Raw genomic sequence first — 22,760 nt, forward strand, 5'->3', positions numbered from 1 at the left:
CGATTCAGTTGGCGGCGCGCCGCTGCGCGATCACCAGCAGGCCGTCCATGATCAGCCCGTCGACCAGCTCGAAAGGGCTGACCATCGATGGCGCCATCTTCCAGCCCGCACCGCCGGTCATGTAGCAGGCGGGCTCGGCGCCGCAATGTGTCGTCACGTGCTGGCGCATGCGCTCCACCGCACCGGCGATGGCATAGGTACCGCCACTGGTCAACGCATCGCTGGTGTTGGTCGGAAAAGGGGTCACCTCACCGGTCGGCACGTGCAGGCCGGCCGTGCCGGACTCCAGCGCACGCAGCATGATCCCGTGGCCCGGCAGGATCAGGCCGCCGAGGAACTTGCCAGAGGTGTCGATCGCCTCGACCGTCACGGCCGTGCCGATCATCACGACCACCATCGGCCGCACCGGTCCCTGCGACAGCATGCGGTGGCGTGCACCGATCATTGCGACCCAGCGGTCGGCGCCCAGGCGCGTCGGATGGTCGTAGCCATTGACCAAACCGGCCTCGGCCGCGCTCGACATCACCCAGCGAGGCGTGCAGTCGAAGCGCTCCTCGATCTGTTCCTCTGCGCGGCGCCGCAGGGCATCGCCGGCCACCACGCAGCCGAGCATCGACGATGGCGCGGGAAACGCCAGCTCGGCCCAAGGTCCGTCTGCGAGGCGGTCGATGTGATCGAGGAACTCGGCGCCCTGTGCATGCAGCACCGCACCCGGCCGTGCCGCGTCGTAGAGCGCCCATTTGAGCCGGGTATTGCCGATGTCGATGGCGAGGAATGTCATCGTGCGATTATTGCGGTTCGAAAGGATTCCGCGGCGGCGCGCTAGTTCTGCTTCCAGGGGAGCCCGCGGAAGCGCCAGCCACCCACACGGCCGCGATGGCCTTCGGCGTCCGGGTTGCCTTCGAAGCCTTCGAGGATGTTGTAGGCCTCCAGGCCCAGTTCGGTGGCGCGCCGTGCGGCCGCGATCGAACGCACGCCGCTGCGGCACAGCATCACGGCCTTCTTGCCGGCCGGCACGGCGTCGCGCAGGCCGTCGTCGAAGCCCGCGTTCGGCACCATGCCGGGCCATTGCTTCCAGGCCAGCGGCAGCGCGCCGGGCACAAAGCCGACCCATTCGCGCTCGGCGTCGCTGCGCACGTCGACCAGCACGGCGGTGCCGTCGGCAACCCATTGCGCGGCCTGCTCGGGCGTGACGTCGCCCGCGTAGCCGTCAGCCGGCGTGAAACCCTTGTCCTGATTCGATCCCGTGTCCATGGCGACCCTTTCCTGCGTTTGATTGATTCGACCGGTGCGCATTCTTGCAGCCCGCGGCAAGCCATCCGCCGGGCAGGGGCGGCGCCCGCTCGCTACAGTCGGCGCCAAGGAGCTTCCATGAGCACATACGACTTCGATCTCTTCGTCATCGGCGGCGGCAGCGGCGGCGTGCGCGCGGCCCGCATGGCGGCACAGCGCGGCGCCCGCGTCGCGCTGGCCGAAGTCGCCGAACTCGGCGGCACCTGCGTCAACGTCGGCTGCATCCCGAAAAAGCTCTACAGCTATGCGGCCGGCTATGCCGATGCGTTCGAGGAAGCCGCCGGCTACGGCTGGACGGTCGGCGAACCGCGTTTCGACTGGGACGTGCTCAAGCAACGGCGCGCACACGAGATCCGCCGGCTCAACGGCGTCTACCGCGGGTTGCTGGAGACCGCGGGCGTCACGCTGATCGCAGGCTGGGCGCAGCTGACCGGCCCGCATGGCGTGCAGGTCGGCGAGCGGCACCACAGCGCCCGCACGGTGCTGATCGCGACCGGCGGCATGCCTTTCGTGCCGGATCTGCCCGGCCGCGAGCATGGCCTGGTATCGGACGCGATGTTCGACCTCGCCCCGTTCCCGAAGCGTCTGGTGGTGGTCGGTGGCGGCTACATCGCGTGCGAGTTCGCATCGATCTTCAACGGCCTGGGCACCCAGGTCACGCTGCTGCAGCGCAACGCGCACCTGCTCAATGGCTTCGACCACGACCTGCGCGAATTCCTGGCACGCGAGATGGGCAAGGCCGGCGTCGACATCCAGCTGAACGCCGATCTGTCGATGCTGCGGCGCAACGACCAAGGCGGCGCAAGTGGCAGCGTGACGGCCGTGCTCTCCCGCGGCCAGCAGATCGAGGCCGACGCCGTGCTGTTCGCGACCGGGCGCTCGCCCAACACGCAAGGGCTCGGGCTGGAAACGGCCGGCGTGGCACTCGACGCGCGCGGCGCCGTCGTGGTCGACGGCAACTACCGCAGCTCGGTCAAGTCGGTCTATGCGATCGGCGACGTGTCGACCCGGCTGCAGCTCACGCCGGTGGCGCTGGCCGAGGCGATGACGGTGGTCGACGCGCTGTTCGGCGACGGCCGGCGCAGCGTCGACTACGAGTACGTGCCGACGGCCGTCTTCACCCATCCGAACGTCGGCACCTGCGGCTACACCGAGACCGCGGCACGCGCGAAGTTCGGGCAGGTCACGATCTTCAGCAGCGAATTCAAGGCGTTGCGCCACACGCTGTCGGGCAGCAGCGAGCGCATCTTCATGAAGCTGGTGGTCGATACCGCGAGCGACCGCGTGGTCGGCCTGCACATGGTCGGGCCGGACGCAGGAGAGATCGTGCAGGGCTTCGCGGTCGCGATGCGCGCGGGTGCCACCAAGGCGATGTTCGACACGACCATCGGCATCCACCCGACCGTGGCCGAGGAGTTCGTGACGATGCGCGAGCCGATGACGGCATAGCGTCGGCGAGGCGCCGGCATGGCGCTGGCGGGTCGCGGATCGTCAAGGCCGCATTGCACAATGTGCACATGCCCTACATGCCGCCTTTCATCGCTCCCGCCCGCTTCACCGATGCCGCCGCCGCCCTCGCCCAGGTCCAGCAGATCTACCAGGGCGCGCTGACGCATCTGCGCAGCTCGATGCTGCGCTTCGTCGCCGGCGAATCGCTGCCGGGCCGGGTGCGCGCGTGCTACCCCTTCGTGCGCATCCACACGCACACGGTGTCGCGCCAGGTGCCCGACACCACGTCCAGCTTGAGCTACGGCTTCGTGGCCGGCCCGGGCCGCTACGAGACCACGCTGACACGCCCCGACCTGTTCCATCGCTACTACCTGGAGCAGTTTCGCCTGCTGCTGGAGAACCACGGCGTGGAGCTCGAGGTCGGCACCTCGACGCAGCCGATCCCGATCCATTTCTCCTTCGCCGAGAACGACCACATCGAAGGCACGATGAGCGTCGAGCGCCGCGCACTGATGCGCGACGTGTTCGACCTGCCCGATCTCGCCAGCATGGACGACGGCATCGCCAACGGCACCTACCGCGCGAAGCCGGGCGAACCGGAGCCGCTGGCGCTCTTCACCGCGGCGCGCGTCGACTACTCGCTGCACCGGCTGCGCCACTACACGGGCACCGCGCCGGAGTGGTTCCAGAACTTCGTGCTGTTCACCAACTACCAGTACTACATCGACGAGTTCATGGCGCTCGGCCACAAGGAGATGGCCGACCCCGACAGCCCGTACGTCGCCTTCATCGAGCCCGGCAACGTGACGAGCTACCGCGTCGGCTACGACGGGCCCGAGGGCGGTATCGCGCCGCCACGGCTGCCGCAGATGCCGGCCTACCACCTGGTGCGCGCGGACCGCACGGGCATCACGATGGTCAACATCGGCGTCGGCCCGTCGAACGCCAAGACCATCACCGACCACATCGCCGTGCTGCGTCCGCATGCCTGGATGATGCTGGGCCACTGCGCCGGCCTGCGCAACAGCCAGCAGTTGGGCGACTACGTGCTGGCGCATGCCTATGTGCGCGAGGACCATGTGCTCGATGAAGAACTGCCCCTGTGGGTGCCGATCCCGGCGCTGGCCGAGATCCAGCTCGCGCTGGAGAAGGCGGTGGCCGCGGTCACGCAGGTCGGCGGCCCGGACCTGAAGAAGATCATGCGCACCGGCACGGTCGCGAGCACCGACAACCGCAACTGGGAACTGCTGCCCGAGAACGAACCGCAGCGCCGCTTCAGCCAGAGCCGCGCCGTCGCGCTCGACATGGAAAGCGCGACCATCGCGGCCAACGGCTTCCGCTTCCGTGTGCCCTACGGCACCCTGCTGTGCGTGAGCGACAAGCCGCTGCACGGCGAGATCAAGCTGCCCGGCATGGCCAACCACTTCTACCGCGAGCGGGTGGAACAGCACCTGCGCATCGGCATGAAGGCGATCGAGATCCTGCGCAGCGAAGGCTCGAGCCAGTTGCACAGCCGCAAGCTGCGCAGCTTCGCGGAAGTGGCGTTCCAGTAAGGCGGAGGCGGACGATGGCAACGTTGGGCGACTTGAGCCGGCTGGTCTATTCGACCGAACAGGGCCGCATCTGCCCGGACTGCGGCCAGCCGGTCGCGGGCTGCACCTGCAAGCAGGCCAAACCGGCGCCGAAGACCGACGGCATCGTGCGCGTGGCGTACGAGACCAAGGGCCGCAAGGGCAAGGGCGTGACGGTGATCCGTGGCGTGGCGCTCGACGCCGACGCGCTCGCGCAGCTCGGCAAGCAGCTCAAGTCGGGCTGCGGCTCCGGAGGCACGACCAAGGACGGCGTGATCGAGATTCAGGGCGACCACCGGGACTTCGTGATCGCGGCCCTGCAGAAACAGGGCATGGTCGTCAAGCGCAGTGGCGGCTGAATGAGGCTGACCTCGAAAGAGTGCAATGAAACCTGAAGACCTGGAGCGGCTGGTCACGCTCGAGATGCCCTTCGGCAAGTACAAGGGCACGGTGATCGCCGACCTGCCCGGCAACTACCTGACCTGGTTCGCGCGCGAAGGCTTTCCCAAGGGCGAGATCGGCCGGCTGCTGCAGCTGATGCACGAGATCGACCACAACGGGTTGAAACCCTTGCTCAAGCCGCTACGCCGATAGCGCGAAGTTCGGCACCGGTGATCCGCGAGAGGGAGAACACGGGGCCGGGCGAACGTATCTGCGATGCGCCGCTGGCAGCTGATCCGAACAGCCGCAAGAGGACACGAAGAACGGGACACGAAGAACGCGCCCTCGCCGGCGCTTCCGCAACGGCTTTCAGGCCTTGGGGTTGGCCGCGGCCCGAAGCTTGTCCTTCTTGCTCGGACGCCGCCCCTTGATGCCGCCGTTGCCGGGAGCATCCGGCGAGCGGCTGTCTGCCGCCGCGTCGACGATGCCTGCAGTCGCCGCAGCCAGCGTGGACACCTCGACCGGCTCGAAGCCTGCAACCCGTTCGCGCGGGACGCTCAGGCCCTGGCGCTTTTCGATCAGCCGGAAGTGCGCTTCCATGTCGGCCGGTATGAAGCTCAGCGCCAGCCCGCTCTGCCCGGCGCGGCCGGTACGCCCGATGCGATGCAGATAGTCGACCGCCGAGCGCGGCAGGTCATAGTTGACGACCACGGGCAACTGGGCCACGTCAATCCCGCGTGCGGCCAGATCGGTGGCGACCACGACGCGCACGCGCGACGTCTTCAGGTCGGTCAGCACCTGGTTGCGCTTGCCCTGGCTCAGCAGGCCATGAAAGGGTTCGGCCTCGATGCCGGCCTTGCGCAACTTGTCCGCCACGATCTCCGATGCGTGCTTGGTCGCAACGAACACCAGCACGCGGGTCCAGCCGCTGTCCTTCAACAGCCGAACCAGCAACTGGGTGCGCCTGCGGGCATCGACTTCGATCGCACGTTGCGCGATGGCGGGCACGGTCTCGGGCGCCGCGGCAACCTCGACACGCACCGGATCGCGCAGCACGCGCTCCGCCAGCGCGTCGGCCGCCGCAGGAAACGTCGCCGAGAACAGCAGGTTCTGCCTCTTCGCCGGCACCAGCGCCAGGATGCGCCCGACTTCCTCCGCAAAGCCCAGGTCGAGCAATCGATCCGCCTCGTCGAGCACCAACATCGTCAGCGTCGAGAGCCGCAGCGCGTTGTGGTCGACCAGATCGAGCAGGCGCCCCGGCGTCGCGACGACCACATCGACACCACCGCGCAGCGCCATCAACTGCGGATTGATCGAAACGCCGCCGAAAGCGACGGCGATCTTCAGACGCACCGGCAGGTGCTGCGCGAAGCCACGCACCGTCTCGCCAACCTGAGCCGCCAACTCGCGCGTCGGCACCAACACCAGCGCGCGCAGGCGGCGTGGTGCCGCATCGTCGGCCATCAGATGCTGCAACAGCGGCAATGCATAGGCGGCTGTCTTGCCGGAACCCGTCTGTGCCATTCCTCGCAGGTCTCGCCCCTGAAGAATCGGGGGAATCGCCTCGGCCTGGATCGCGGTGGGCATCGAATAGCCCTGGCTGATCGCGGCACGTGCCAAAGCGGGAGCGAGACCCAAAGAAGAAAAAGGCATAGAAAAAGAACGGATATGGGGAGACGAATGAGGTGTGCAGGATAGCCAGCATCGCGCGCATACCGGTCTTTTCAGACGGAGCGATGGCAAATTCTTCCAGAATAAAAATATTCAATAGCACAAACGAGGGTCATTGAAATTCGATGTTTTTTTGCCACTATTTCGTATACGAAAAGCATTTCACCCAAAACGCCAGGAGTGGACGACAATCCGCGACCGTGCAGCGTTTTACGTAATGCACGGATCCGGTGATCGGTCAGTTTCGCGCCACAGCGCTGTTCAGTTAGTTGTGATTCTGGGACTCCATCGCTTTGTGTTATTGGTTTGATTTAGGAGTCCCTCCATGGGCAAGAAACTCTACGTAGGCAATTTGGCTTACTCCGTTCGCGACAACGATCTGGAACAAGCGTTTGGCGAATTCGGTGCTGTGACCAGCGCCAAGGTCATGATGGAACGCGAAACCGGCCGTTCGAAGGGCTTCGGCTTCGTCGAAATGGGTTCGGATGCTGAAGCACTCGCAGCCATCGAAGGCTTGAACGGCCAATCGCTCGCAGGTCGCGCACTGACCGTCAACGAAGCCCGTCCGATGGAACCCCGTCCGGCTGGCGGCGGCTTCGGCGGTGGCGGCCGTAGCGGCGGCGGCGGTGGTGGCGGCTACGGTGGTGGCGGCGGCGGCGGTTACGGCGGCGGTGGCGGCCGTAGCGGTGGCGGCGGCGGTGGTGGTTACGGCGGCGGCGGCGGTGGCCGCGGCGGCTACTAAGCCCTCTCTGCATCAGTGAAAAAAGGCTCCTTCGGGAGCCTTTTTGCTTTGTGTGATGCCCTCTGGCGTCGCCGCTGCGGCCAGGGCTTTCTACGCATTTGTCCCTAGAAGCAGGTCAGCCAGCCGTCAGGCTAGCCCAACGACGCTCACCGCTCCAAATCGGAGGGTCGAGACAAATGGGAATCAAGAATCAGGCGGACTTCTTTTCAGGAGTCATGTTCACTGCCGTGGGCGCCGTCTTCGCGGTAGGTGCCACCGCCTACAACATCGGTGACGGCGCACGGATGGGTCCGGGCTACTTCCCACTGATGCTCGGTGTCCTGCTGGCGATCCTGGGCCTGATCATCATCTTCCAGGCGCTCGTGGTGGAGTCCGTGGACGGCGGCAAGATCGGCAAGTGGGCCTGGAAGCCGCTGTTCTTCGTGATCGCTGCCAATCTTGCTTTCGGCGTCCTTCTTGGCGGACTGCCCAGCATCGGATTGCCCGCCATGGGAATGATCCTGGCGATCTACGCGCTGACCCTCATTTCGAGCCTGGCGGGCAACCAGTTCCAGCTTCGCGATGTGCTCGTGCTTGCCACCATCCTGGCGGCGGGTAGCTATGTGGCTTTCATCTGGGCGCTCAAGCTGCAGATCCAGGTCTGGCCCACCTTCATCGCAGGTTGAGGAGACCGACCACATGGAACTGTTCCACAACCTGGCCATCGGCTTCGGTGTCGCGTTCACCTTCACCAACCTTCTCTACTGCCTGATCGGCTGCATCCTGGGCACGCTGATCGGCGTGCTGCCGGGCATCGGACCGGTCGCGACCATCGCGATGCTGCTGCCCGCGACCTACGCGCTGCCGCCGGTGTCCGCACTCATCATGCTGGCCGGCATTTACTACGGCGCGCAGTACGGCGGCTCGACCACGGCGATTCTCGTGAACCTGCCGGGCGAATCTTCGTCCGTCGTGACCTGCATCGACGGCTACCAGATGGCGCGACAGGGGCGCGCGGGACCCGCGCTCGCCGCAGCCGGGCTGGGTTCGTTCTTCGCGGGCTGCGTCGGCACGCTGATCCTGGCCGCCTTCGCGCCGCCGCTGACCGAACTGGCCTTCAAGTTCGGCCCGGCCGAGTACTTCTCGCTGATGATCCTGGGCCTGATCGGCGCCGTGGTGCTGGCCTCGGGCTCGCTGCTCAAGGCCGTCGCGATGATCGTGCTGGGCCTGCTGATGGGGATCGTCGGCACCGACGTGAACTCGGGCGTCGCACGCTTCAGCTTCGACATTCCGGAACTCACCGACGGCATTGGCTTCGTCGTGATTGCGATGGGCGTTTTCGGCTATGGCGAAATCATCGGCAACCTCTCGCAGCCCGATGACGAGCGCGAAGTCTTCACGGCCAACGTGAAGGGCCTCTGGCCCACCGGCGAGGATTTCCGACGCATGACGCCCGCCGTGCTGCGCGGCACGGCGCTCGGCTCTGCACTCGGCATCCTGCCCGGCGGCGGTGCGCTGCTCGCCGCTTTTGCGGCCTACGCGCTGGAAAAGAAGATCCAGATGAAGCCGGGCGAAATTCCGTTCGGTCGCGGCAACATCCGGGGCGTTGCGTCACCGGAATCGGCCAACAACGCCGGTGCGCAGACGTCCTTCATTCCGCTGCTGACGCTGGGCATCCCGCCCAATGCCGTGATGGCGCTGATGGTCGGAGCGATGACCATCCACAACATCCAGCCCGGCCCGCAGGTCATGACCAGCAACCCGGAACTGTTCTGGGGCCTGATCGCCTCGATGTGGATCGGCAACGCGATGCTGATCATCCTGAACCTGCCGCTGATCGGCATGTGGATCAAGCTGCTGACGGTGCCCTACCGGTTCCTGTTTCCGGCGATCGTGCTGTTCTGCGCCATCGGCGTGTATTCGACCAACAACAACACCTTCGACGTGTGGATGGTCGGGCTGTTCGGCTTCATCGGCTACCTGTTCCTCAAGCTCAAGACCGAGCCCGCGCCGCTGCTGCTGGGCTTCATCCTGGGTCCGATGATGGAAGAGAACCTGCGCCGCGCGCTGCTGCTGTCGCGCGGCACCTGGAGCGTGTTCGTCACGCGGCCGTTGTCGGCCGGCCTGCTGGCCGCGGCGGTGCTGCTGCTCGTGATCGTGCTGCTGCCCGCGGTCAAGTCCAAGCGCGAGGAAGCCTTCGTAGAGGAATAGGCTCTCCCCCAGGCTTCGCGCACTGCGTGTCGCTTCGCCAGCCCCCTTCCGGGGGCAACACCAGCAGCCCGGCAAAGCCGGTTCTGCGGTGTTTCTGGTATGCCGAACTCAGGCCTTGCGGGGCTTGACGCGCGAGGCGGCTTCCTTGGCGTTCAGGCGGGCGGTGTCGATGTCGGTGGCGCGTGCCAGGGCGACGCCCATGCGGCGCTTGACGAAGCTTTCCGGCTTGCCGAACAGGCGGATGTCGGTGCCGGGGATCTGCAGGGCTTCGGCGACGCCGTCGAACACGATGCCGTGTGCATCGACACCGCCGTAGATCACGGCACTCGCGCCCGGGCTGCGCAGGGTGGTGTCCACCGGCAGGCCGAGGATGGCGCGGGCGTGCAGCTCGAACTCGTTCTGCCACTGCGTCGCCATCGTCACCATGCCGGTGTCGTGCGGACGCGGGCTGACCTCGCTGAACCAGACCTCGTCGCCCTTCACGAACAGCTCGACGCCGAACAGGCCCTGGCCACCCAGGTCCGAAGTCACCTTCTCGGCGATCTGCTGCGCCTTCTGCAATGCGGCCGACGCCATCGGATGCGGCTGCCAGCTCTCGACGTAATCGCCGCTGACCTGCACATGGCCGATCGGGTCGCAGAACTGCGTCTGCACGGTGCCCGACGCGTCCAGCGCGCGCACGGTCAGCAGCGTGATCTCGTAGTCGAAGTCGATGAAGCCTTCGACGATCACACGGCCGTGGCTCACGCGGCCTCCGGCCATCGCGTAGTCCCAGGCGGTCTTCACGTCGGCGGGACCATCGATCTTGCTCTGGCCCTTGCCCGAACTGCTCATCACCGGCTTGACGATGCACGGGTAGCCGATGCCGCCATCGATCGCCGCCTGCAGTTCGTCGAGCGAATCGCAGAACTTGTACGGGCTGGTCGGCACGCCCAGCGTTTCGGCGGCGAGCCGGCGGATGCCTTCGCGGTCCATCGTGAGCCGGGCGGCGCGCGCGGTCGGGATCACGCGAACCACGCCCGCGGCCTCGAGTTCCTGCAGCATCGGCGTCGCGATGGCCTCGATCTCGGGCACCACGAGCTGCGGCTTCTCGGCTTCGATCAAGGCCTTCAGCTGTGCCGGGTCGCTCATGGTGATGGTGCGTGCGTGGTGTGCGACCTGCTGGCCGGGCGCGTCGGCATAGCGGTCGACCGCAATGGTCTCGACACCGAGGCGCTGGAGCGCGATCAGCACCTCCTTGCCGAGCTCGCCGGAGCCCAGCAGCATGACGCGGGTCGCAGAAGGAGAAAGTGGGGTGCCGAAGGTTGGCATGAGAGCGTGCTCCGAGGGGAAAACGGCGCACTTTAATGCAATGGCGATGTCGCCGCGGCGAACGACTGCGTAAAAACGCTGCGCCACAATCAATGCCATGCGAGGGCGTGCCCTCCTCCTCTTTTCTTTTTCATATTCATTTTCCAAGGAGTTTTCTCATGGCGATTCAAACGGTCGGGATCATCGGCGCGGGCACGATGGGCAACGGCATCGCGCAGGCATGCGCCGTGTCGGGCATCAAGGTGGTGATGGTCGACATCTCGCAGGCCGCGGTCGACAAGGGCTTGTCCACGGTGTCGAGCAGCCTGGACCGGCTGATCAAGAAGGAAAAGCTCACGGAAGACCAGAAGAGCGCCGCGCTCGCGCTGATCCAGGGATCGACCCGCTACGACGATCTGAAGAGCGCGCAGCTGGTGATCGAGGCCGCGACCGAGAACCACGAGCTCAAGCTGAAGATCCTCAAGCAGGTCGACGCGCTGCTGCCGCCGGACGTGATCGTCGCGTCGAACACCTCGTCGATTTCGATCACCCAACTGGCCGCCGCCACGTCGCGCGCCGACCGCTTCATCGGCATGCACTTCTTCAACCCGGTGCCGATGATGGCGCTGGTGGAGATCATCCGCGGCTACCTGACCAGCGACGCGACCCACGACGCCGTGAAGGAACTCGCCGTCGCGCTGGGCAAGTCGCCGATCACGGTGAAGAACGCGCCCGGCTTCGTGGTCAACCGCATCCTGGTGCCGATGATCAACGAGGCCTTCTTCGTGCTGGCCGAAGGCCTCGCCACGGCCGAGGACATCGACGCCGGCATGAAGCTCGGCTGCAACCAGCCGATCGGCCCGCTGGCACTGGCCGACATGATCGGCCTGGACGTCTGCCTGGCGGTGATGGAGGTCTACCTCGAGCAGTTCGGCGACTCCAAGTACCGTCCGTGCCCGCTGCTGAAGGAGATGGTTGCTGCGGGGCAGCTGGGCCGCAAGACCAAGCGCGGCGTGTACATCTACTGACCCCCAGGCTTCGGCGCACTTCGTGTCGCCTTTCGCCAACCCCCTACCGGGGGCAACACCAGCGGCCCGGCAAAGCCGGTTCCGCGGTGAGTACTTGGCTCGCCCCCAGGCTTGCTCGCTTCGCGTAGCCGCCAACCCCCTACCGGGGGCAACACCAGCGGCCCGGCAAAGCCGGTTCCGCGGTGTTTCACGATAAGTCAAAGACAGAAAGACAGAAAGACAGGAGACAAGACGCCATGACCGCCATTTCCACCACGCCACCGCCAGAAGGCTGCATCGACACCCAGGTGCTCGACCACGTGCTGCTGATCGGCATCAACCGGCCGGCCAAGCGCAACGGCTGGACCCCACCGATGTTCAGGCAGCTCGCCGAGGCCTACACCCGGCTCGACGACGACCCGGCGCTGCGGGTCGGCGTGCTGCATGCGTTCGGCGACCACTTCACGGCGGGCCTCGACCTGCCCGCGGTCACCGAGTACATGAAGCGCGGCGAGAAGGCGGTCCCGCAAGGGCTGGTCGAGCCGCACGACTTCGGGCTCGAAGGCTACCGCCGCCGGACCAAGCCGATGGTGGTGGCGGTCAAGGGCATCTGCTTCACGGTCGGTATCGAGCTGATGCTGGGCGCCGACATCGTGGTGGCGGCCGACGACTGCCGCTTCTCGCAGATGGAGGTCCAGCGCGGCATCATGGCCACCGGCGGCGCAACGCTGCGCATGGCCGAACGCGCCGGGCTGGGCAACGCGATGCTGCACCTGCTGACGGCCGACGAGTTCGGCAGCGCCGAAGCCTATCGCCTGAACTTCGTGCAGAAGGTCGTGCCTGCAGGGCAAGAGCTTGATGCGGCGCTCGCCATTGCGCAGCGCATCGCCGCGCAGGCGCCGCTCGCGGTCGTGGCCACGCGGCTCAACGTGCTGAAGGCCATCGAGCACGGCCCGCTCGCCGCGGTGTCGGAATTCATCGAGACGCAGAAGCGCCTGTCGAACAGCGAGGACGCGGCCGAAGGCGTGCGCTCCTTCATCGAACGGCGCCCTGCCCGCTTCACCGGCCGCTGAGCCCCATGCCCTGACGCAGCGCCGCCGAACCGGCGGCCGCATGCCACCAGCAACGGGCCGACATGATCGGCTGCCGCCTTCACCCCACTCGCATCAGGGCTGTGCTTACAAATTGAATTGCACGCAATTCAATTGTTCGACATAATTCAGCCCATGCGCACCGAACCCACCATCGACGAGATGCTCCTGCTGGACAACCAGCTGTGCTTCGCCGTGTATTCGGCATCGCTGGCCATGACGCGGCTCTACAAGCCACTGCTCGAAAAACTCCAGCTGACCTACCCGCAATACCTCGTGATGCTCTCGCTGTGGGAGCAGGACGGCCCCATGGTGTCCGCGCTCGGCGAGCGGTTGTCGCTCGACTCCGGCACGCTCACGCCACTGCTCAAGCGCCTGGAGGCCAACGGCTTCGTGACCCGCGTGCGCGACGTGGCCGACGAGCGCCGCGTGCACATCATGCTGACATCCGCCGGCCGCAAGCTCAAGACGCGGGCGGGCGGCGTGCCGGGCTGCCTGCTGGCCGCCACGCAATGCTCGGTGCCCGAACTCGTCGCGCTCACGCAGCAGATCCAGGCGCTGCGTGACCGCATCAAGGCCGCCTGAACACCCTCTTTTTCACCCGCCTCGATACCGGGGCATTTCTCCACCACCGAAAGGAACCACCATGACCACGAAACTCGACAAGGTGCTCTACACCGCCGAAGCCCACACCATCGGCGGCCGCGACGGCGCAGGCAAGTCCAGCGACGGCGCAATCGACGTCAAGCTCAGCTCGCCCGGTTCCGGCAAGCCCGGCACCAACCCCGAGCAGCTGTTCGCCGTGGGCTATGCCGCCTGCTTCATCGGCGCGATGAAGGCCGTCGGCCCGAAGATCGGCGTGAAGGTTCCGGACGACGTCGCGATCGACTCGAAGGTTTCCCTCGGCCCGACCAACGGCGGCGCCGCCTACGGCATCTCCGTGGCACTGGCCATCACGCTGCCGGGCCTGGACGCCGAACAGAAGCAGAAGCTGGTCGACACCGCTCACCAGGTCTGCCCGTACTCGAACGCCACCCGCGGCAACATCGACGTCGAAATCACCATCGCCTGATCGGGCGATGCAGAGGCCCGGGCCGTCAGGTCACGAGCCCTCGAGGCGACTCGGCTCGATGCCGCGTCGCCTTTTTTCATGTCGCACGGGCGACCGCCGCCGAGGGTGGCTGCGGTGGCGGGTTTCACGGGCCTCCGCTAAGGTTTGCGGCATGGGCGCGGCGCCGGGCCGCCCCCAGCCAGCGCGCACCACAGTGCAAGGTATTTCAATGAGCACCACCGCCCTCCTCGTTCGCCGCGATCACCTCGCCGAGACCCGCCTGCGCGAAACCACCGACACGCCGCTGCAGCCCGGCGACGTGCGCGTGCGCATCGACGCGTTCGCGCTCACGTCCAACAACATCACCTATGCCGCATTCGGCGAAGCGATGAGCTACTGGCAGTTCTTCCCGAGCGGGGAGGACGGCTGGGGCCAGATCCCGGTCTGGGGTTTTGCCAGCGTGGTGCAGTCGCTGCATCCGGGCGTGGCGGTGGGCGAAAGGCTCTATGGCTACTGGCCGATGGCCTCGGCCACCGTGCTGCGGCCCGGCCGTGTGTCGCCTGAGCGCTTCACCGACGCGGCACCGCATCGCGCCGAACTGCCGGCGGTCTACAACCAGTATTTCCGCTGCACGGCCGACCCGCTCTACACGCCGGACACCGAAGACGTGCAGGCGCTGCTGCGCCCGCTCTTCATCACCTCGTGGCTGATCGACGACTTCCTCGCGGACAACGATTTCTTCGGCGTGCGCTCGGACGCCACGCCCGGCGTCGTGCTGCTTTCGAGCGCGTCGAGCAAGACGGCCTACGGCACGGCCTTCCAGCTGCACCAGCGCGCCGGCATCGAAGTCGTCGGGCTGACCTCAGACGCGAACAAGGCCTTCTGCGAAAGCCTGGGCTGCTACCACCGCGTGATCGGCTACGACGCGCTCGATTCGATCGCCGCCGATGCGCCCTGCGTCTACGTCGACTTCGCCGGCAACGGCGAGCTGCGCCGCCGGATCCACACCCGCTTCACCGGCCTGCGCTACAGCAGTTCGATCGGCGGCACGCACGTCGAGCAGTTGGCGCCGAGCGGCGCCGGCAAGAGCCTGCCCGGCCCGCGCGCCACGCTGTTCTTCGCGCCGGCGCAGATCAAGAAGCGCAGCGCCGAATGGGGCGCCGACGAATTCGGCCGGCGCATGGCCGCGGCCTGGCATGCGTTCACCGCGCACGCGACCGGCGCGCAACCGCCATGGCTCGGCGTGCAGCATCACGATGGCCCCGCGGCCGTGCAGTCGGCCTATGCCGAGGTGCTGGCCGGCCGGGGCGATCCGCGCGTCGGCCACATCCTGTCGCTGTCGCGCTCGCGCTGACGGCATCGCCCTCGATCGGCCGCGCCATCGCGGCCGGATGGCGACGCCAGGTAGCGACAATGGGCCGATGACCCTTCCCGACGCGCCCGCGAACACCCATCCCTACGAGAACCTCACACCCGACGTGGTGCTCGATGCGCTCGCGACGCTGGGCCTCCACGGCGACGGCCGGCTCACGGGCCTCAACTCCTACGAAAACCGCGTCTACCAGGTGTACCTGGAAGACCGCAGCGCGGTGGTCGTCAAGTTCTACCGGCCCGGACGCTGGAGCGAAGCCGCGATCCTCGAAGAACACGCCTTCGCGCTCGAACTCGCGGCGGCCGAAGTGCCTGCCGTGCCGCCGCTGTCGTTGAACGGCGCCACGCTGCACCACCACGGCGGTTTCGCGTTCAGCGTGAGCCCGTACCGCGGCGGCCGCGGCCCCGAGCTGGACGACTTCGAAGTGCTCGAATGGGTCGGCCGCTTTCTTGCGCGCATCCACACCATCGGCCGCGCGCGGCCTTTCGAGGCGCGGCCGGCGCTCGACCTGCAGACCTTCGGCATCGCCTCGCGCGACTGGCTCCTGGCCAACGACAAGATCCCGCTCGACGTGCAACGCGCCTGGGAAGACGCCTGCAAGGAAGCGCTCGACCGCATCGCGGCGACCGCCCTGTCGCCCACCGCGGCCGACAGCGGCCTGCGCAAGCTGCGGCTGCATGGCGACGTGCACCCGGGCAACATCCTCTGGACGCCGACCGACCGGCCCGGCGGCGGGCCGCACTTCGTCGACCTGGACGACGCGCGCACCGGCTTCGCGGTGCAGGACCTGTGGATGCTGCTGTCCGGCGAACGCGCACAGCGCACCTCCCAACTGAGCGGCCTGCTCGACGGCTACGAGCAGTTCCGCGAATTCGACCGCCGTGAACTCGCGCTGATCGAGCCGCTGCGCACGCTGCGGCTGATCCATTACAGCGCCTGGCTGGCACGCCGCTGGGAAGACCCGATCTTCCCGATCAACTTCCCGTGGTTCGGCTCCAGCGACTACTGGAAGGGCCAGGTGCTGATGCTGCAGGAGCAGTGCGAGGCGATGGACGAAGAGCCGCTCTACGCCTGACGCGCCTGATGCGCCTGGCGCACCGGCGGCGCGCAATGCACGCTCAGGCGCGCTGCCGGTAGCTGCGCTGCAGCAGCGCCCCGATGCCGAGCACGAAGACCAGCGTCACCATCAGCAGCATGAAGGCCAGCGCCGCGCCGAAGGGCCAGTTGTTCAGGCCGACGAACTGCTGGTAGATCTCGGGCGTCATCATCTTGAAGCGCGGCCCGCCGATGAGCACCGGCGTGGCGTAGGCGTTCATGCACAGGATGAAGACCAGCGACATGCCGGCGATCACGCCCGGCATCGCCTGCGGCAGCACGACACGGCGGAACACCGTGAACGGCCGCGCACCCAGGTTGGCCGCGGCCTCCTCCACGTTGCGCGGAATGCCTTCGATCACGCTGGCCAGCGTCATGACCATCAGCGGCAGCACGATCGTGACCATCACGCCGATGACGGCCCACCGGTTGAACATCAGCTGCATCGGCTGCTGCGCCAGGCCGAGCCATTGCGCGGCCGAATTGACGACGCCGCTGTTGCCCAGCAGCGCCAGCCAGCCGGCCGAGCGCACCACGTTGCCCACCATCAGCGGCAGGATGGTCGCGAGCGTCAGCCACATCTTCCAGCGACGTGTCATGCGCGCCAGCGTGTAGCCCGCCGGCAGGCCGGCGAACAACGCCAGCACCGTAGTGGCCGCAGCCACCTCCAGGGTCAGGACCAGCACGTCGCGGAAGTACGGATCGGCGAACACCTGGACATAGTTCTGCAGCGTCAGCGCCTCCACCATGAGCTCCGTGGGCGTGTAGATGTTGAGCGAATAGCGCAGCAGCATCGCCATCGGGGCCACCATCATCGCGAGCACGATCGCGATGGCCGGCAGGGTCAACAGGCGCATCGCTCAGGCCTTGAAGTCGCGCGACCAGTACTGCTGCAGCTTGGGCATCGCCTGCGCGAGGTAGCCGAAATCGGGCACCTTGAAGTTGGCCTGCTCCTGCGGCGTGAAGGAGATCTGCGCGGCCAGCTCGGGCGGCAGGCTGGCGTTGGTCACCGTCGGTACGTAGCCCATGCGCTCGGCGAACGCGGTCTGCGCACGCGGGTCGAGCATGGCGTTGAGGTAGGCGAAGGCGTTGTCCTTCTGCTGGCTGTTCTTCGGCACCACGGCCGTGAAGGTGGTGGGCATGATGCCTTCGCGCGGCACCGCGGCGGCCACGCTGACGCCGGCGCGGCGCCACTGGTAGACGCGTGCGCGCCAGGCCAGCGTGATCCAGATGTCCTCGGACTTGAGCGCCTGCGCGACCGCTTCGTTGGTCGCGAAGATCTTCGGCGACAGCGCCTTCAGCTCGCCCAGCTTCGCCATGCCCGGATCGAGATCGGCCAGCGTGCCGCCGGCCGCGAGCGCCGCGGCGGCGATGTTGTACGGGAACAGGATGTCGGCAAAGCCGACACGCCCCTTGTACTTCGGGTCCCAGAGATCGTTGAGCGACTGCGGCGGCGTCTTGATCTTCTCGGGGTTGTAGGCGATGACCATGCCCGAGTAGATGTGCGGCACGGCCTGCGGCTGGCGCAGCGCGGCGATCGCGTTCTTCGCGTTGGGCACGTTGTCGTCGGTCAACGTCTCGAAGAGGCCCATCTGCGCGAGGCCGCTGGACTCGAAGTCGACCAGCGACACCACGTCCAGGCTGCCGCGCCGGCTGCTGCGCTCGGCGATCAGCTTGGCCTTGCGCGGGCCGCCGTCATCCGCACTCTGCACCGCCTCGATGCCCATTGGCTTGAGCAGTGGCTGCTCGACGTTCTTGCCGAGCAGATCGCCGTAGTCGCCGCCCCAGGTGGCGATGACGACGCGGCCGCCGGTGGCGGCCATGACGGGACACGCGGCCAGCGGCAGCGACGCGGCGGCAAGGAGCATGGAACGGCGGGAAAGCGAAGGGTTCATGGTGGTCTGACGGGAAGGGTTGGAAGGAAGGGAAAGGAACGGCTCTCGGCCTGATGCAGCGATGCGATGCCGCCGCGGCGCTTCAGGCGGCCGCCGCGTCGGCGGGCAGCGCCAGCGCGTGCTCGGGCGGCCAGTGCAGCGACACCGCCTCGCCCGGCTGCAGCCCGCGCGTGCCCGCGCCCTGCGCCAGCGTGCTGGGCTGCGACACCGCGAACGCGCCGACATCGGTCTCGAAGTGCCACTCGGTCGTACCGCCCAGGTAGGTGCCCAGGCGCACGCGTGCCGGCAGGCCGGGCTCGCCCGCGGCACCGATCCGCACGCGGTCGGGCCGCACCATCAGCGCCAGTTCGCGGCCGGCCGGCGGCATGTCGGCCGTGGCGCAAGGCAGCGCATGCACACCCGCACGGAACACCCCCGGCGACTCGATGCGCCCCGGAACCAGGTTGCAGCGCCCGATGAAGTTCGCGACGAACTGGTCCACCGGCTGCTCGTAGACCTGCTGCGGCGTGCCGATCTGGCGCACCCGCCCGCGGTCCATCACGGCCAGCCGGTCGGCCGTGGTCAGCGCCTCTTCCTGGTCGTGCGTGACCAGCAGCGTGGTCAGGCCGAGGCGTTGCTGCAGCGCCCGGATCTCCAGCCGCACTTCCATGCGAAGGCGCGCATCGAGATTCGACATCGGCTCGTCCAGCAGGAACACGGTGGGCTGGACGACCAGCGCGCGCGCCAGGGCGACGCGCTGCTGCTGGCCGCCGGACAGCGCCGCGGGCCGGCGGTCGGCCAGGTGCTCCAGCTGCACCAGCCGCAGCGCCTCCTTCACGCGCGTGGCCTGCTCGCCGCGCGGCACCTTGCGCATCTGCAGGCCGAAGGCGACGTTCTCGGCCACGCTCATGTGCATGAAGAGCGCGTAGCCCTGGAACACCATGCCGGTGTCGCGCGCATGTGCCGGGGTGTGCGTCACGTCCCGTTCGCCGAACAGGATGCGGCCGGCGCTCGGCGGCACGAAGCCCGCCACCATGCGCAGCGTGGTGCTCTTGCCGCAGCCCGAGGGGCCGAGCAGCGCGAGCAGTTCGCCCTGGGCGACGTCGAGGTTGAGGTTCTGCACTGCGACCGTGCGGTCGTACACGCACTGCAGGTTGTCGAGACGAAGGTAGCTCAAGAGGTCACCCGGGACAGACTGACGAAACGATCCGCCACCAGCAGCAGCAGGCCGATGAGCACGGTCTGCACCGTGCCGACCGCCGCCAGCGTCGGGTCCATGTTGAAGTTGAGGTAGCTCAGCATTTCCACCGGCAGCGTCGTGTAGCCCGGACCCGTGAGCATCATGGTCATCTCCAGGTTCTCGAAGCTCGCGATGAAGCTGAAGACGGCCGCCGCCACGATGCCGGCGCGCATCGAGGGCAGCGTGACGCGCAGGAACACCGTGGCCGGCCGCGCACCCAGGTTGGCCGCCGCCTCTTCCGGCGCACGGCCCAGGCCCTGCAGGCTGGCGGACACCAGCCGCACGGTCCATGGAATGGCCAGCAGCGCGTGCGCCGCGATCAGCCCGGGCAGCGTGGCGACGATCTGCAGGTCCGCCGCGTTGTCGATCAGCACGAAGAACACGTAGATGCCGGTGCCGAGCACCACGCCGGGAAATGCCAGCGGCGACAGCAGCAGCGCAGCGAGCGCACGCCGCCCGCGAAAGCTGCCGCGCTCGATCGCATAGGCCGCCACCGTGCCGGTGCCGACACCCACCAGCGCCGACACCGCGGCCAGCTGCAGCGACAGCGCGAAGCTGCTCGCGAACTGCGGCTTGTGCCAGGCATTCGCGTACCAGCGCAGCGAGTAGCCCTCGGGCGGAAACGTCATCATCGGCTGCGAGAAGAAACTCAGCCAGGCGACGGTGACGAGCGGCAGCAGCATCGCCGCATAGACCAGCACGACGGTCGTGCGCCGCGCGAGCGTGGTGCCCTTCATGCGCAGGCCTCCGCGAGCACGGCGCGCAGCGGCCGGCCCATCGACTGGCCTTCGCGCGCCGTCGAGGTCAGCACGAAGGGCAGCGGCGGTTGCACCGAACGCAGCGCGTCGAGCGCCATGTCGCGCACGATCACGACCAGGAAGCGGTCCGGCGTGCGGGCAGCCAACGGCACGAGCGGCGCGAAGAGCGTTCCGACGCTCTGCACCAGCAGCGGTCGCGACAGCCCTGCCACGCCCACCAGCCCCTTCACGCGCAGCAGGCGCTCGCCGCACAGGCCGGCGAGGTTGTCGAGCCATTCGGCGAGCGCGCCGTGATCGACGGGCGCGTCGAAGCGGCACAGGCCGGTACGGATGCGGGCATGGGCCAGCAGGTCTTCGGCGGATTCGCCACCAGCCTCCTCCTGCGGAATGCGGCCGATGCCCTGCATGTGCTCGACGCCGGCGAGCGATGCCAGCGGCGCCAGCGCGGCCAGCGCACGCGCAGCCGGCGCGGCATCGCTCACCAGCTCGGCCAGCGGATTGATGCGCGCCACGCGTGCGCGGGCCGCCGCCACGGCCGCCGGGCCGGCGACGTCCTGGCGCGTCAGCACGATCCGCTGCGCGCCCGCGATCTGCGCAGCCGCTTCGGGCAGCGCCAGCGTGTCGGGGCCGCGTTCGCAATCGAAGGTGCTGACGACGCACACGCGCAGGTGTTCGGCAAGCGGCCCGAGGCTGCGCAGCACCGGGCCGGGCCGCGACAGGCCGCTCGTCTCCAGCACGATGCGCGCGAGCGGCGGCAAGCCGCGTTCGGCACGGTCCTCGATCAGCATGGCGATGGTGCCGGGCAGGTCGCTGCCGATCGCGCAGCAGACGCAGCCGTTGCTCAGCAAGGCCATCGGCACCTTGGCGGCCGTGCTGGACAACACCGCGCCGTCGAGGTCGATCTCGCCGACCTCGTTGACGATCACGGCCGTGTCGGCCGCCTGCGGCTGCTGCAGATAGGCCGCCAGCAGGGTCGTCTTGCCGCTGCCGAGGAAGCCCGTGAGCACGATGAGCTCGACCGGCGTGGGGCGCGCAGCGCCGGGCGTGCTCATGCCGTGGCCGCTCCGATTTCGGCTTCGGCGTGGCTCGCCGCCACCATGCTGCGCACGTCGGCCAGCAGCTCGGCCGGGTCGTAGCAGATGCCACCCGCGATGGTGTGGCGCAGCGCGCGCTGCCATTCGACCGACTGCGTGTCGTCGTTCAGGCGCATCGCGCCGGTGCCGTAGAGCAGCTTGAAGTCCTCTAGCGGATTCTGGTCGTGCACCAGCAGGTCGGCGCGCTTGCCGACCTCGACGCTGCCGCAGTCGTCCTCGATGCCCAGGAGGTGCGCGCCTTCGAGCGTGGCGGCGCGCAGCACCTCGAGCGGGTGGAAGCCGGCTTCCTGCAGCATCTCCAGTTCGCGCACGAAGCCGAAGCCGAAGACCTGGAAGATGAAGCCCGAGTCGCTGCCCGCGCAGACACGGCCGCCGCGGTTCTTGTACTCGTTGATGAAGCGCATCCAGAGCCGGTAGTTCTCCTTCCACTCGATCTCGTTCTTCGTCGACCAGCGGTACCAGTACGAGCCGTGGCCGCCGCGATAGGGCTGGAAGTAGTCCCAGTAGCTCTTCCAGGTGTATTCGTCGTGCCAGTCGGCGCGGCGCGTGCGCATCAGGTCGCGGTTGGCGTCGTAGATGCCGAAGGTCGGCACGAAGGTGAAGCCGAGTTCCAGGAAGCGGTCCATCGTGTCGCGCCACTTCGCGCTGCCCGGCTGCGCGGCCTGGCCGAAGGTCTGGCCGGCGACCGAGAAGCGGAAGTACTCGTCGCTGTAGTTGTAGTCGGCCGGATAGTCCTGCACCACGCGCTGCTCGAACAGCGCCTCGGGCAGGCCGTAGTAATGCTCGGCGCTGGTCAGGCCCCAGCCGGCGGTGGTCAGCGCGTTCATGCGGGTGACGGCGGTCTGCGCATGGTGGCAGCCGCTGCGCAGGCCGAGCGCGGCGCACTCGGCAAGTGCGGCTTCCATGATGGCCGGCGGCGCGCCGAAGAACTTCACGCCGTCGGCGCCGCGCGCCTTCAGCCGGCCGAGCCACGCACGGGCCTGCTCGGGCGAATGGATGGTCTTGAGGATGTCGTTGACCGCCGGAAAGTAGGCGTGCGCCACGATCCGCGGCGCGGCGATGGTGCCGGCCGCCGCGCGCTCGCGCTGGTCGAGCGTCCAGCCCAGGCCGTTGAAGCAGCCCATCTCGCGCACCGTCGTCACGCCGTGGGCCAGCCACAGCTTGTAGACGTAGTCGGCCGGTGGAACGCTGCCCGACACGAAAGGCGAGCCGATGTGCGCATGCGAATCGACGAAACCCGGCGTCACGAACTTGCCGTGGCAATCGATCTCGTGTTCTCCGGCAGCGGGCCGCGCGGCCGGGTCGATCGCCTTGCGCGGCGCGCCGACGGTGCGCATCTCGACGATCCGGTCGCGCTCGATCACGATGTCGACCGGACCGATCGGCGGCGCGCCGGTGCCGTCGATGACGGTGGCACCGCGCAGCACCAGCCGGCCGAACGGTCCGGTGCCGCGGTCGCGGCCGGTGGCGCGCGGCTTCTCCTTGCCGCCGCGCATCGCACGGCCGACCGAAATCTCGTCGCCCGCCTCGACGGCTGGCGCTTCTCCGGAAATCGCTGTCACTCAGAACTCCTCGAAACATCCGGAATGCC

23 protein-coding genes are annotated in these 22,760 nt (G+C 67.8%); 13 read left to right on the forward strand and 10 right to left on the reverse strand.

The features are described 5' to 3' along the window. Positions 1-4 precede the first annotated feature (4 nt). Both AC07PZ_RS15910 and AC07PZ_RS15915 read right to left on the reverse strand, forming a co-directional pair. A complete protein-coding gene (locus tag AC07PZ_RS15910) occupies positions 5-781 on the reverse strand; it encodes a type III pantothenate kinase (RefSeq protein ID WP_495296069.1) in 777 nt (258 codons plus the stop codon). A 41-nt stretch (positions 782-822) separates the two neighbouring features. Then, positions 823-1,254, reverse strand: coding sequence for a rhodanese-like domain-containing protein (locus AC07PZ_RS15915; RefSeq protein ID WP_495296070.1), 432 nt, complete (start codon positions 1,252-1,254; stop codon positions 823-825). Between the two features lie 117 nt (positions 1,255-1,371). Here AC07PZ_RS15915 and gorA point away from each other — a divergent pair, with 117 nt between their 5' ends. The 4 genes from gorA (at position 1,372) to AC07PZ_RS15935 (ending at position 4,907) form a co-directional block, all read left to right on the forward strand. Beyond that, positions 1,372-2,742, forward strand: coding sequence for a glutathione-disulfide reductase (gene gorA, locus AC07PZ_RS15920; RefSeq protein ID WP_495296071.1), 1,371 nt, complete (start codon positions 1,372-1,374; stop codon positions 2,740-2,742). A 68-nt stretch (positions 2,743-2,810) separates the two neighbouring features. Continuing rightward, positions 2,811-4,295, forward strand: coding sequence for an AMP nucleosidase (locus tag AC07PZ_RS15925; RefSeq protein WP_495296072.1), 1,485 nt, complete (start codon positions 2,811-2,813; stop codon positions 4,293-4,295). Between the two features lie 14 nt (positions 4,296-4,309). Beyond that, positions 4,310-4,672, forward strand: a complete 363-nt coding sequence (locus tag AC07PZ_RS15930; protein ID WP_495296073.1) for a translation initiation factor Sui1 — start codon at positions 4,310-4,312, stop codon at positions 4,670-4,672. Positions 4,673-4,697: 25 nt separating this feature from the next. Next, positions 4,698-4,907 carry a DUF3820 family protein gene (locus AC07PZ_RS15935; RefSeq protein ID WP_495296074.1) on the forward strand — a complete coding sequence of 70 codons (210 nt, stop codon included), beginning with the start codon at positions 4,698-4,700 and terminating at the stop codon, positions 4,905-4,907. Between the two features lie 156 nt (positions 4,908-5,063). On the opposite strand, the gene AC07PZ_RS15940 is transcribed toward AC07PZ_RS15935, so the two are convergent. Then, positions 5,064-6,347 carry a DEAD/DEAH box helicase gene (locus tag AC07PZ_RS15940; protein WP_495296075.1) on the reverse strand — a complete coding sequence of 428 codons (1,284 nt, stop codon included), beginning with the start codon at positions 6,345-6,347 and terminating at the stop codon, positions 5,064-5,066. Between the two features lie 343 nt (positions 6,348-6,690). Here AC07PZ_RS15940 and rbp point away from each other — a divergent pair, with 343 nt between their 5' ends. From rbp to AC07PZ_RS15955, 3 genes are all read left to right on the forward strand, one after another. Beyond that, positions 6,691-7,107, forward strand: coding sequence for an RNA-binding regulator (rbp, locus tag AC07PZ_RS15945; RefSeq protein WP_495296076.1), 417 nt, complete (start codon positions 6,691-6,693; stop codon positions 7,105-7,107). Between the two features lie 176 nt (positions 7,108-7,283). Then, positions 7,284-7,772: a tripartite tricarboxylate transporter TctB family protein gene (locus tag AC07PZ_RS15950; protein WP_495296077.1), complete on the forward strand. Its 489-nt coding sequence runs from the start codon at positions 7,284-7,286 to the stop codon at positions 7,770-7,772. 13 nt (positions 7,773-7,785) lie between these two features. Further along, a complete protein-coding gene (locus tag AC07PZ_RS15955) occupies positions 7,786-9,297 on the forward strand; it encodes a tripartite tricarboxylate transporter permease (protein WP_495296078.1) in 1,512 nt (503 codons plus the stop codon). A gap of 108 nt (positions 9,298-9,405) precedes the next feature. Here AC07PZ_RS15955 and purT read toward each other — a convergent pair whose 3' ends face one another. Then, the gene (purT, locus tag AC07PZ_RS15960; protein ID WP_495296079.1) at positions 9,406-10,608 is read right to left on the reverse strand and encodes a formate-dependent phosphoribosylglycinamide formyltransferase; all 1,203 of its coding nucleotides are present in this window, start codon (positions 10,606-10,608) and stop codon (positions 9,406-9,408) included. A 158-nt stretch (positions 10,609-10,766) separates the two neighbouring features. On the opposite strand from purT, the gene AC07PZ_RS15965 reads away from it, so the two are divergent. The 6 genes from AC07PZ_RS15965 to AC07PZ_RS15990 all read left to right on the forward strand — a co-directional run bounded on the left by AC07PZ_RS15965 (position 10,767) and on the right by AC07PZ_RS15990 (position 16,183). Continuing rightward, positions 10,767-11,615: a 3-hydroxybutyryl-CoA dehydrogenase gene (locus AC07PZ_RS15965; protein WP_495296080.1), complete on the forward strand. Its 849-nt coding sequence runs from the start codon at positions 10,767-10,769 to the stop codon at positions 11,613-11,615. 236 nt (positions 11,616-11,851) lie between these two features. Beyond that, positions 11,852-12,667 carry a crotonase/enoyl-CoA hydratase family protein gene (locus AC07PZ_RS15970; RefSeq protein ID WP_495296081.1) on the forward strand — a complete coding sequence of 272 codons (816 nt, stop codon included), beginning with the start codon at positions 11,852-11,854 and terminating at the stop codon, positions 12,665-12,667. 153 nt (positions 12,668-12,820) lie between these two features. Then, positions 12,821-13,270, forward strand: a complete 450-nt coding sequence (locus AC07PZ_RS15975) for a MarR family winged helix-turn-helix transcriptional regulator (RefSeq protein ID WP_495296082.1) — start codon at positions 12,821-12,823, stop codon at positions 13,268-13,270. A 61-nt stretch (positions 13,271-13,331) separates the two neighbouring features. Continuing rightward, a complete protein-coding gene (locus AC07PZ_RS15980; RefSeq protein WP_495296083.1) occupies positions 13,332-13,757 on the forward strand; it encodes an organic hydroperoxide resistance protein in 426 nt (141 codons plus the stop codon). A gap of 208 nt (positions 13,758-13,965) precedes the next feature. Then, positions 13,966-15,090, forward strand: coding sequence for a DUF2855 family protein (locus AC07PZ_RS15985; protein ID WP_495296084.1), 1,125 nt, complete (start codon positions 13,966-13,968; stop codon positions 15,088-15,090). Between the two features lie 67 nt (positions 15,091-15,157). Continuing rightward, positions 15,158-16,183, forward strand: coding sequence for a serine/threonine protein kinase (locus AC07PZ_RS15990; RefSeq protein ID WP_495296085.1), 1,026 nt, complete (start codon positions 15,158-15,160; stop codon positions 16,181-16,183). 43 nt (positions 16,184-16,226) lie between these two features. On the opposite strand, the gene AC07PZ_RS15995 is transcribed toward AC07PZ_RS15990, so the two are convergent. From AC07PZ_RS15995 to AC07PZ_RS16020, 6 genes are all read right to left on the reverse strand, one after another. After that, on the reverse strand, positions 16,227-17,060 hold the full coding sequence (locus AC07PZ_RS15995; RefSeq protein WP_495296086.1) for an ABC transporter permease: 834 nt from the start codon (positions 17,058-17,060) through the stop codon (positions 16,227-16,229). A 3-nt stretch (positions 17,061-17,063) separates the two neighbouring features. Beyond that, the gene (locus AC07PZ_RS16000) at positions 17,064-18,098 is read right to left on the reverse strand and encodes an extracellular solute-binding protein (protein ID WP_495296087.1); all 1,035 of its coding nucleotides are present in this window, start codon (positions 18,096-18,098) and stop codon (positions 17,064-17,066) included. Positions 18,099-18,180: 82 nt separating this feature from the next. After that, positions 18,181-19,254, reverse strand: a complete 1,074-nt coding sequence (locus AC07PZ_RS16005; RefSeq protein ID WP_495296088.1) for an ABC transporter ATP-binding protein — start codon at positions 19,252-19,254, stop codon at positions 18,181-18,183. Continuing rightward, entirely contained in the window at positions 19,251-20,054 is an 804-nt protein-coding gene (locus tag AC07PZ_RS16010; RefSeq protein WP_495296089.1) for an ABC transporter permease, read from the reverse strand. Before AC07PZ_RS16010 ends, AC07PZ_RS16005 begins: the two co-directional genes overlap by 4 nt. Then, entirely contained in the window at positions 20,051-21,127 is a 1,077-nt protein-coding gene (locus AC07PZ_RS16015; RefSeq protein ID WP_495296090.1) for a CobW family GTP-binding protein, read from the reverse strand. Before AC07PZ_RS16015 ends, AC07PZ_RS16010 begins: the two co-directional genes overlap by 4 nt. After that, positions 21,124-22,731 carry an amidohydrolase family protein gene (locus tag AC07PZ_RS16020; RefSeq protein ID WP_495296091.1) on the reverse strand — a complete coding sequence of 536 codons (1,608 nt, stop codon included), beginning with the start codon at positions 22,729-22,731 and terminating at the stop codon, positions 21,124-21,126. The genes AC07PZ_RS16015 and AC07PZ_RS16020 overlap by 4 nt, the downstream gene beginning before the upstream one ends. Between the last annotated feature and the right edge of the window lie 29 nt (positions 22,732-22,760).

It is taken from the genome of Variovorax sp. GW821-FHT10B04 (assembly GCF_059415645.1).

Coding starts and splice junctions, on each gene's coding strand:
- AC07PZ_RS15925 (WP_495296072.1), top strand. CDS start 2,811: ATGCCCTACATGCCGCCTTTCATCGCTCCCGCCCGCTTCACCGATGCC.
- AC07PZ_RS16015 (WP_495296090.1), bottom strand. CDS start 21,127: ATGAGCACGCCCGGCGCTGCGCGCCCCACGCCGGTCGAGCTCATCGTG.
- AC07PZ_RS15990 (WP_495296085.1), top strand. CDS start 15,158: ATGACCCTTCCCGACGCGCCCGCGAACACCCATCCCTACGAGAACCTC.
- AC07PZ_RS16000 (WP_495296087.1), bottom strand. CDS start 18,098: ATGAACCCTTCGCTTTCCCGCCGTTCCATGCTCCTTGCCGCCGCGTCG.
- AC07PZ_RS15935 (WP_495296074.1), top strand. CDS start 4,698: ATGAAACCTGAAGACCTGGAGCGGCTGGTCACGCTCGAGATGCCCTTC.
- AC07PZ_RS15965 (WP_495296080.1), top strand. CDS start 10,767: ATGGCGATTCAAACGGTCGGGATCATCGGCGCGGGCACGATGGGCAAC.
- AC07PZ_RS15950 (WP_495296077.1), top strand. CDS start 7,284: ATGGGAATCAAGAATCAGGCGGACTTCTTTTCAGGAGTCATGTTCACT.
- AC07PZ_RS15930 (WP_495296073.1), top strand. CDS start 4,310: ATGGCAACGTTGGGCGACTTGAGCCGGCTGGTCTATTCGACCGAACAG.
- gorA (WP_495296071.1), top strand. CDS start 1,372: ATGAGCACATACGACTTCGATCTCTTCGTCATCGGCGGCGGCAGCGGC.
- AC07PZ_RS15910 (WP_495296069.1), bottom strand. CDS start 781: ATGACATTCCTCGCCATCGACATCGGCAATACCCGGCTCAAATGGGCG.
- AC07PZ_RS16010 (WP_495296089.1), bottom strand. CDS start 20,054: ATGAAGGGCACCACGCTCGCGCGGCGCACGACCGTCGTGCTGGTCTAT.
- AC07PZ_RS15970 (WP_495296081.1), top strand. CDS start 11,852: ATGACCGCCATTTCCACCACGCCACCGCCAGAAGGCTGCATCGACACC.
- AC07PZ_RS15980 (WP_495296083.1), top strand. CDS start 13,332: ATGACCACGAAACTCGACAAGGTGCTCTACACCGCCGAAGCCCACACC.
- AC07PZ_RS15975 (WP_495296082.1), top strand. CDS start 12,821: ATGCGCACCGAACCCACCATCGACGAGATGCTCCTGCTGGACAACCAG.
- rbp (WP_495296076.1), top strand. CDS start 6,691: ATGGGCAAGAAACTCTACGTAGGCAATTTGGCTTACTCCGTTCGCGAC.
- AC07PZ_RS15955 (WP_495296078.1), top strand. CDS start 7,786: ATGGAACTGTTCCACAACCTGGCCATCGGCTTCGGTGTCGCGTTCACC.
- AC07PZ_RS15995 (WP_495296086.1), bottom strand. CDS start 17,060: ATGCGCCTGTTGACCCTGCCGGCCATCGCGATCGTGCTCGCGATGATG.
- AC07PZ_RS15915 (WP_495296070.1), bottom strand. CDS start 1,254: ATGGACACGGGATCGAATCAGGACAAGGGTTTCACGCCGGCTGACGGC.
- AC07PZ_RS15940 (WP_495296075.1), bottom strand. CDS start 6,347: ATGCCTTTTTCTTCTTTGGGTCTCGCTCCCGCTTTGGCACGTGCCGCG.
- AC07PZ_RS15985 (WP_495296084.1), top strand. CDS start 13,966: ATGAGCACCACCGCCCTCCTCGTTCGCCGCGATCACCTCGCCGAGACC.
- purT (WP_495296079.1), bottom strand. CDS start 10,608: ATGCCAACCTTCGGCACCCCACTTTCTCCTTCTGCGACCCGCGTCATG.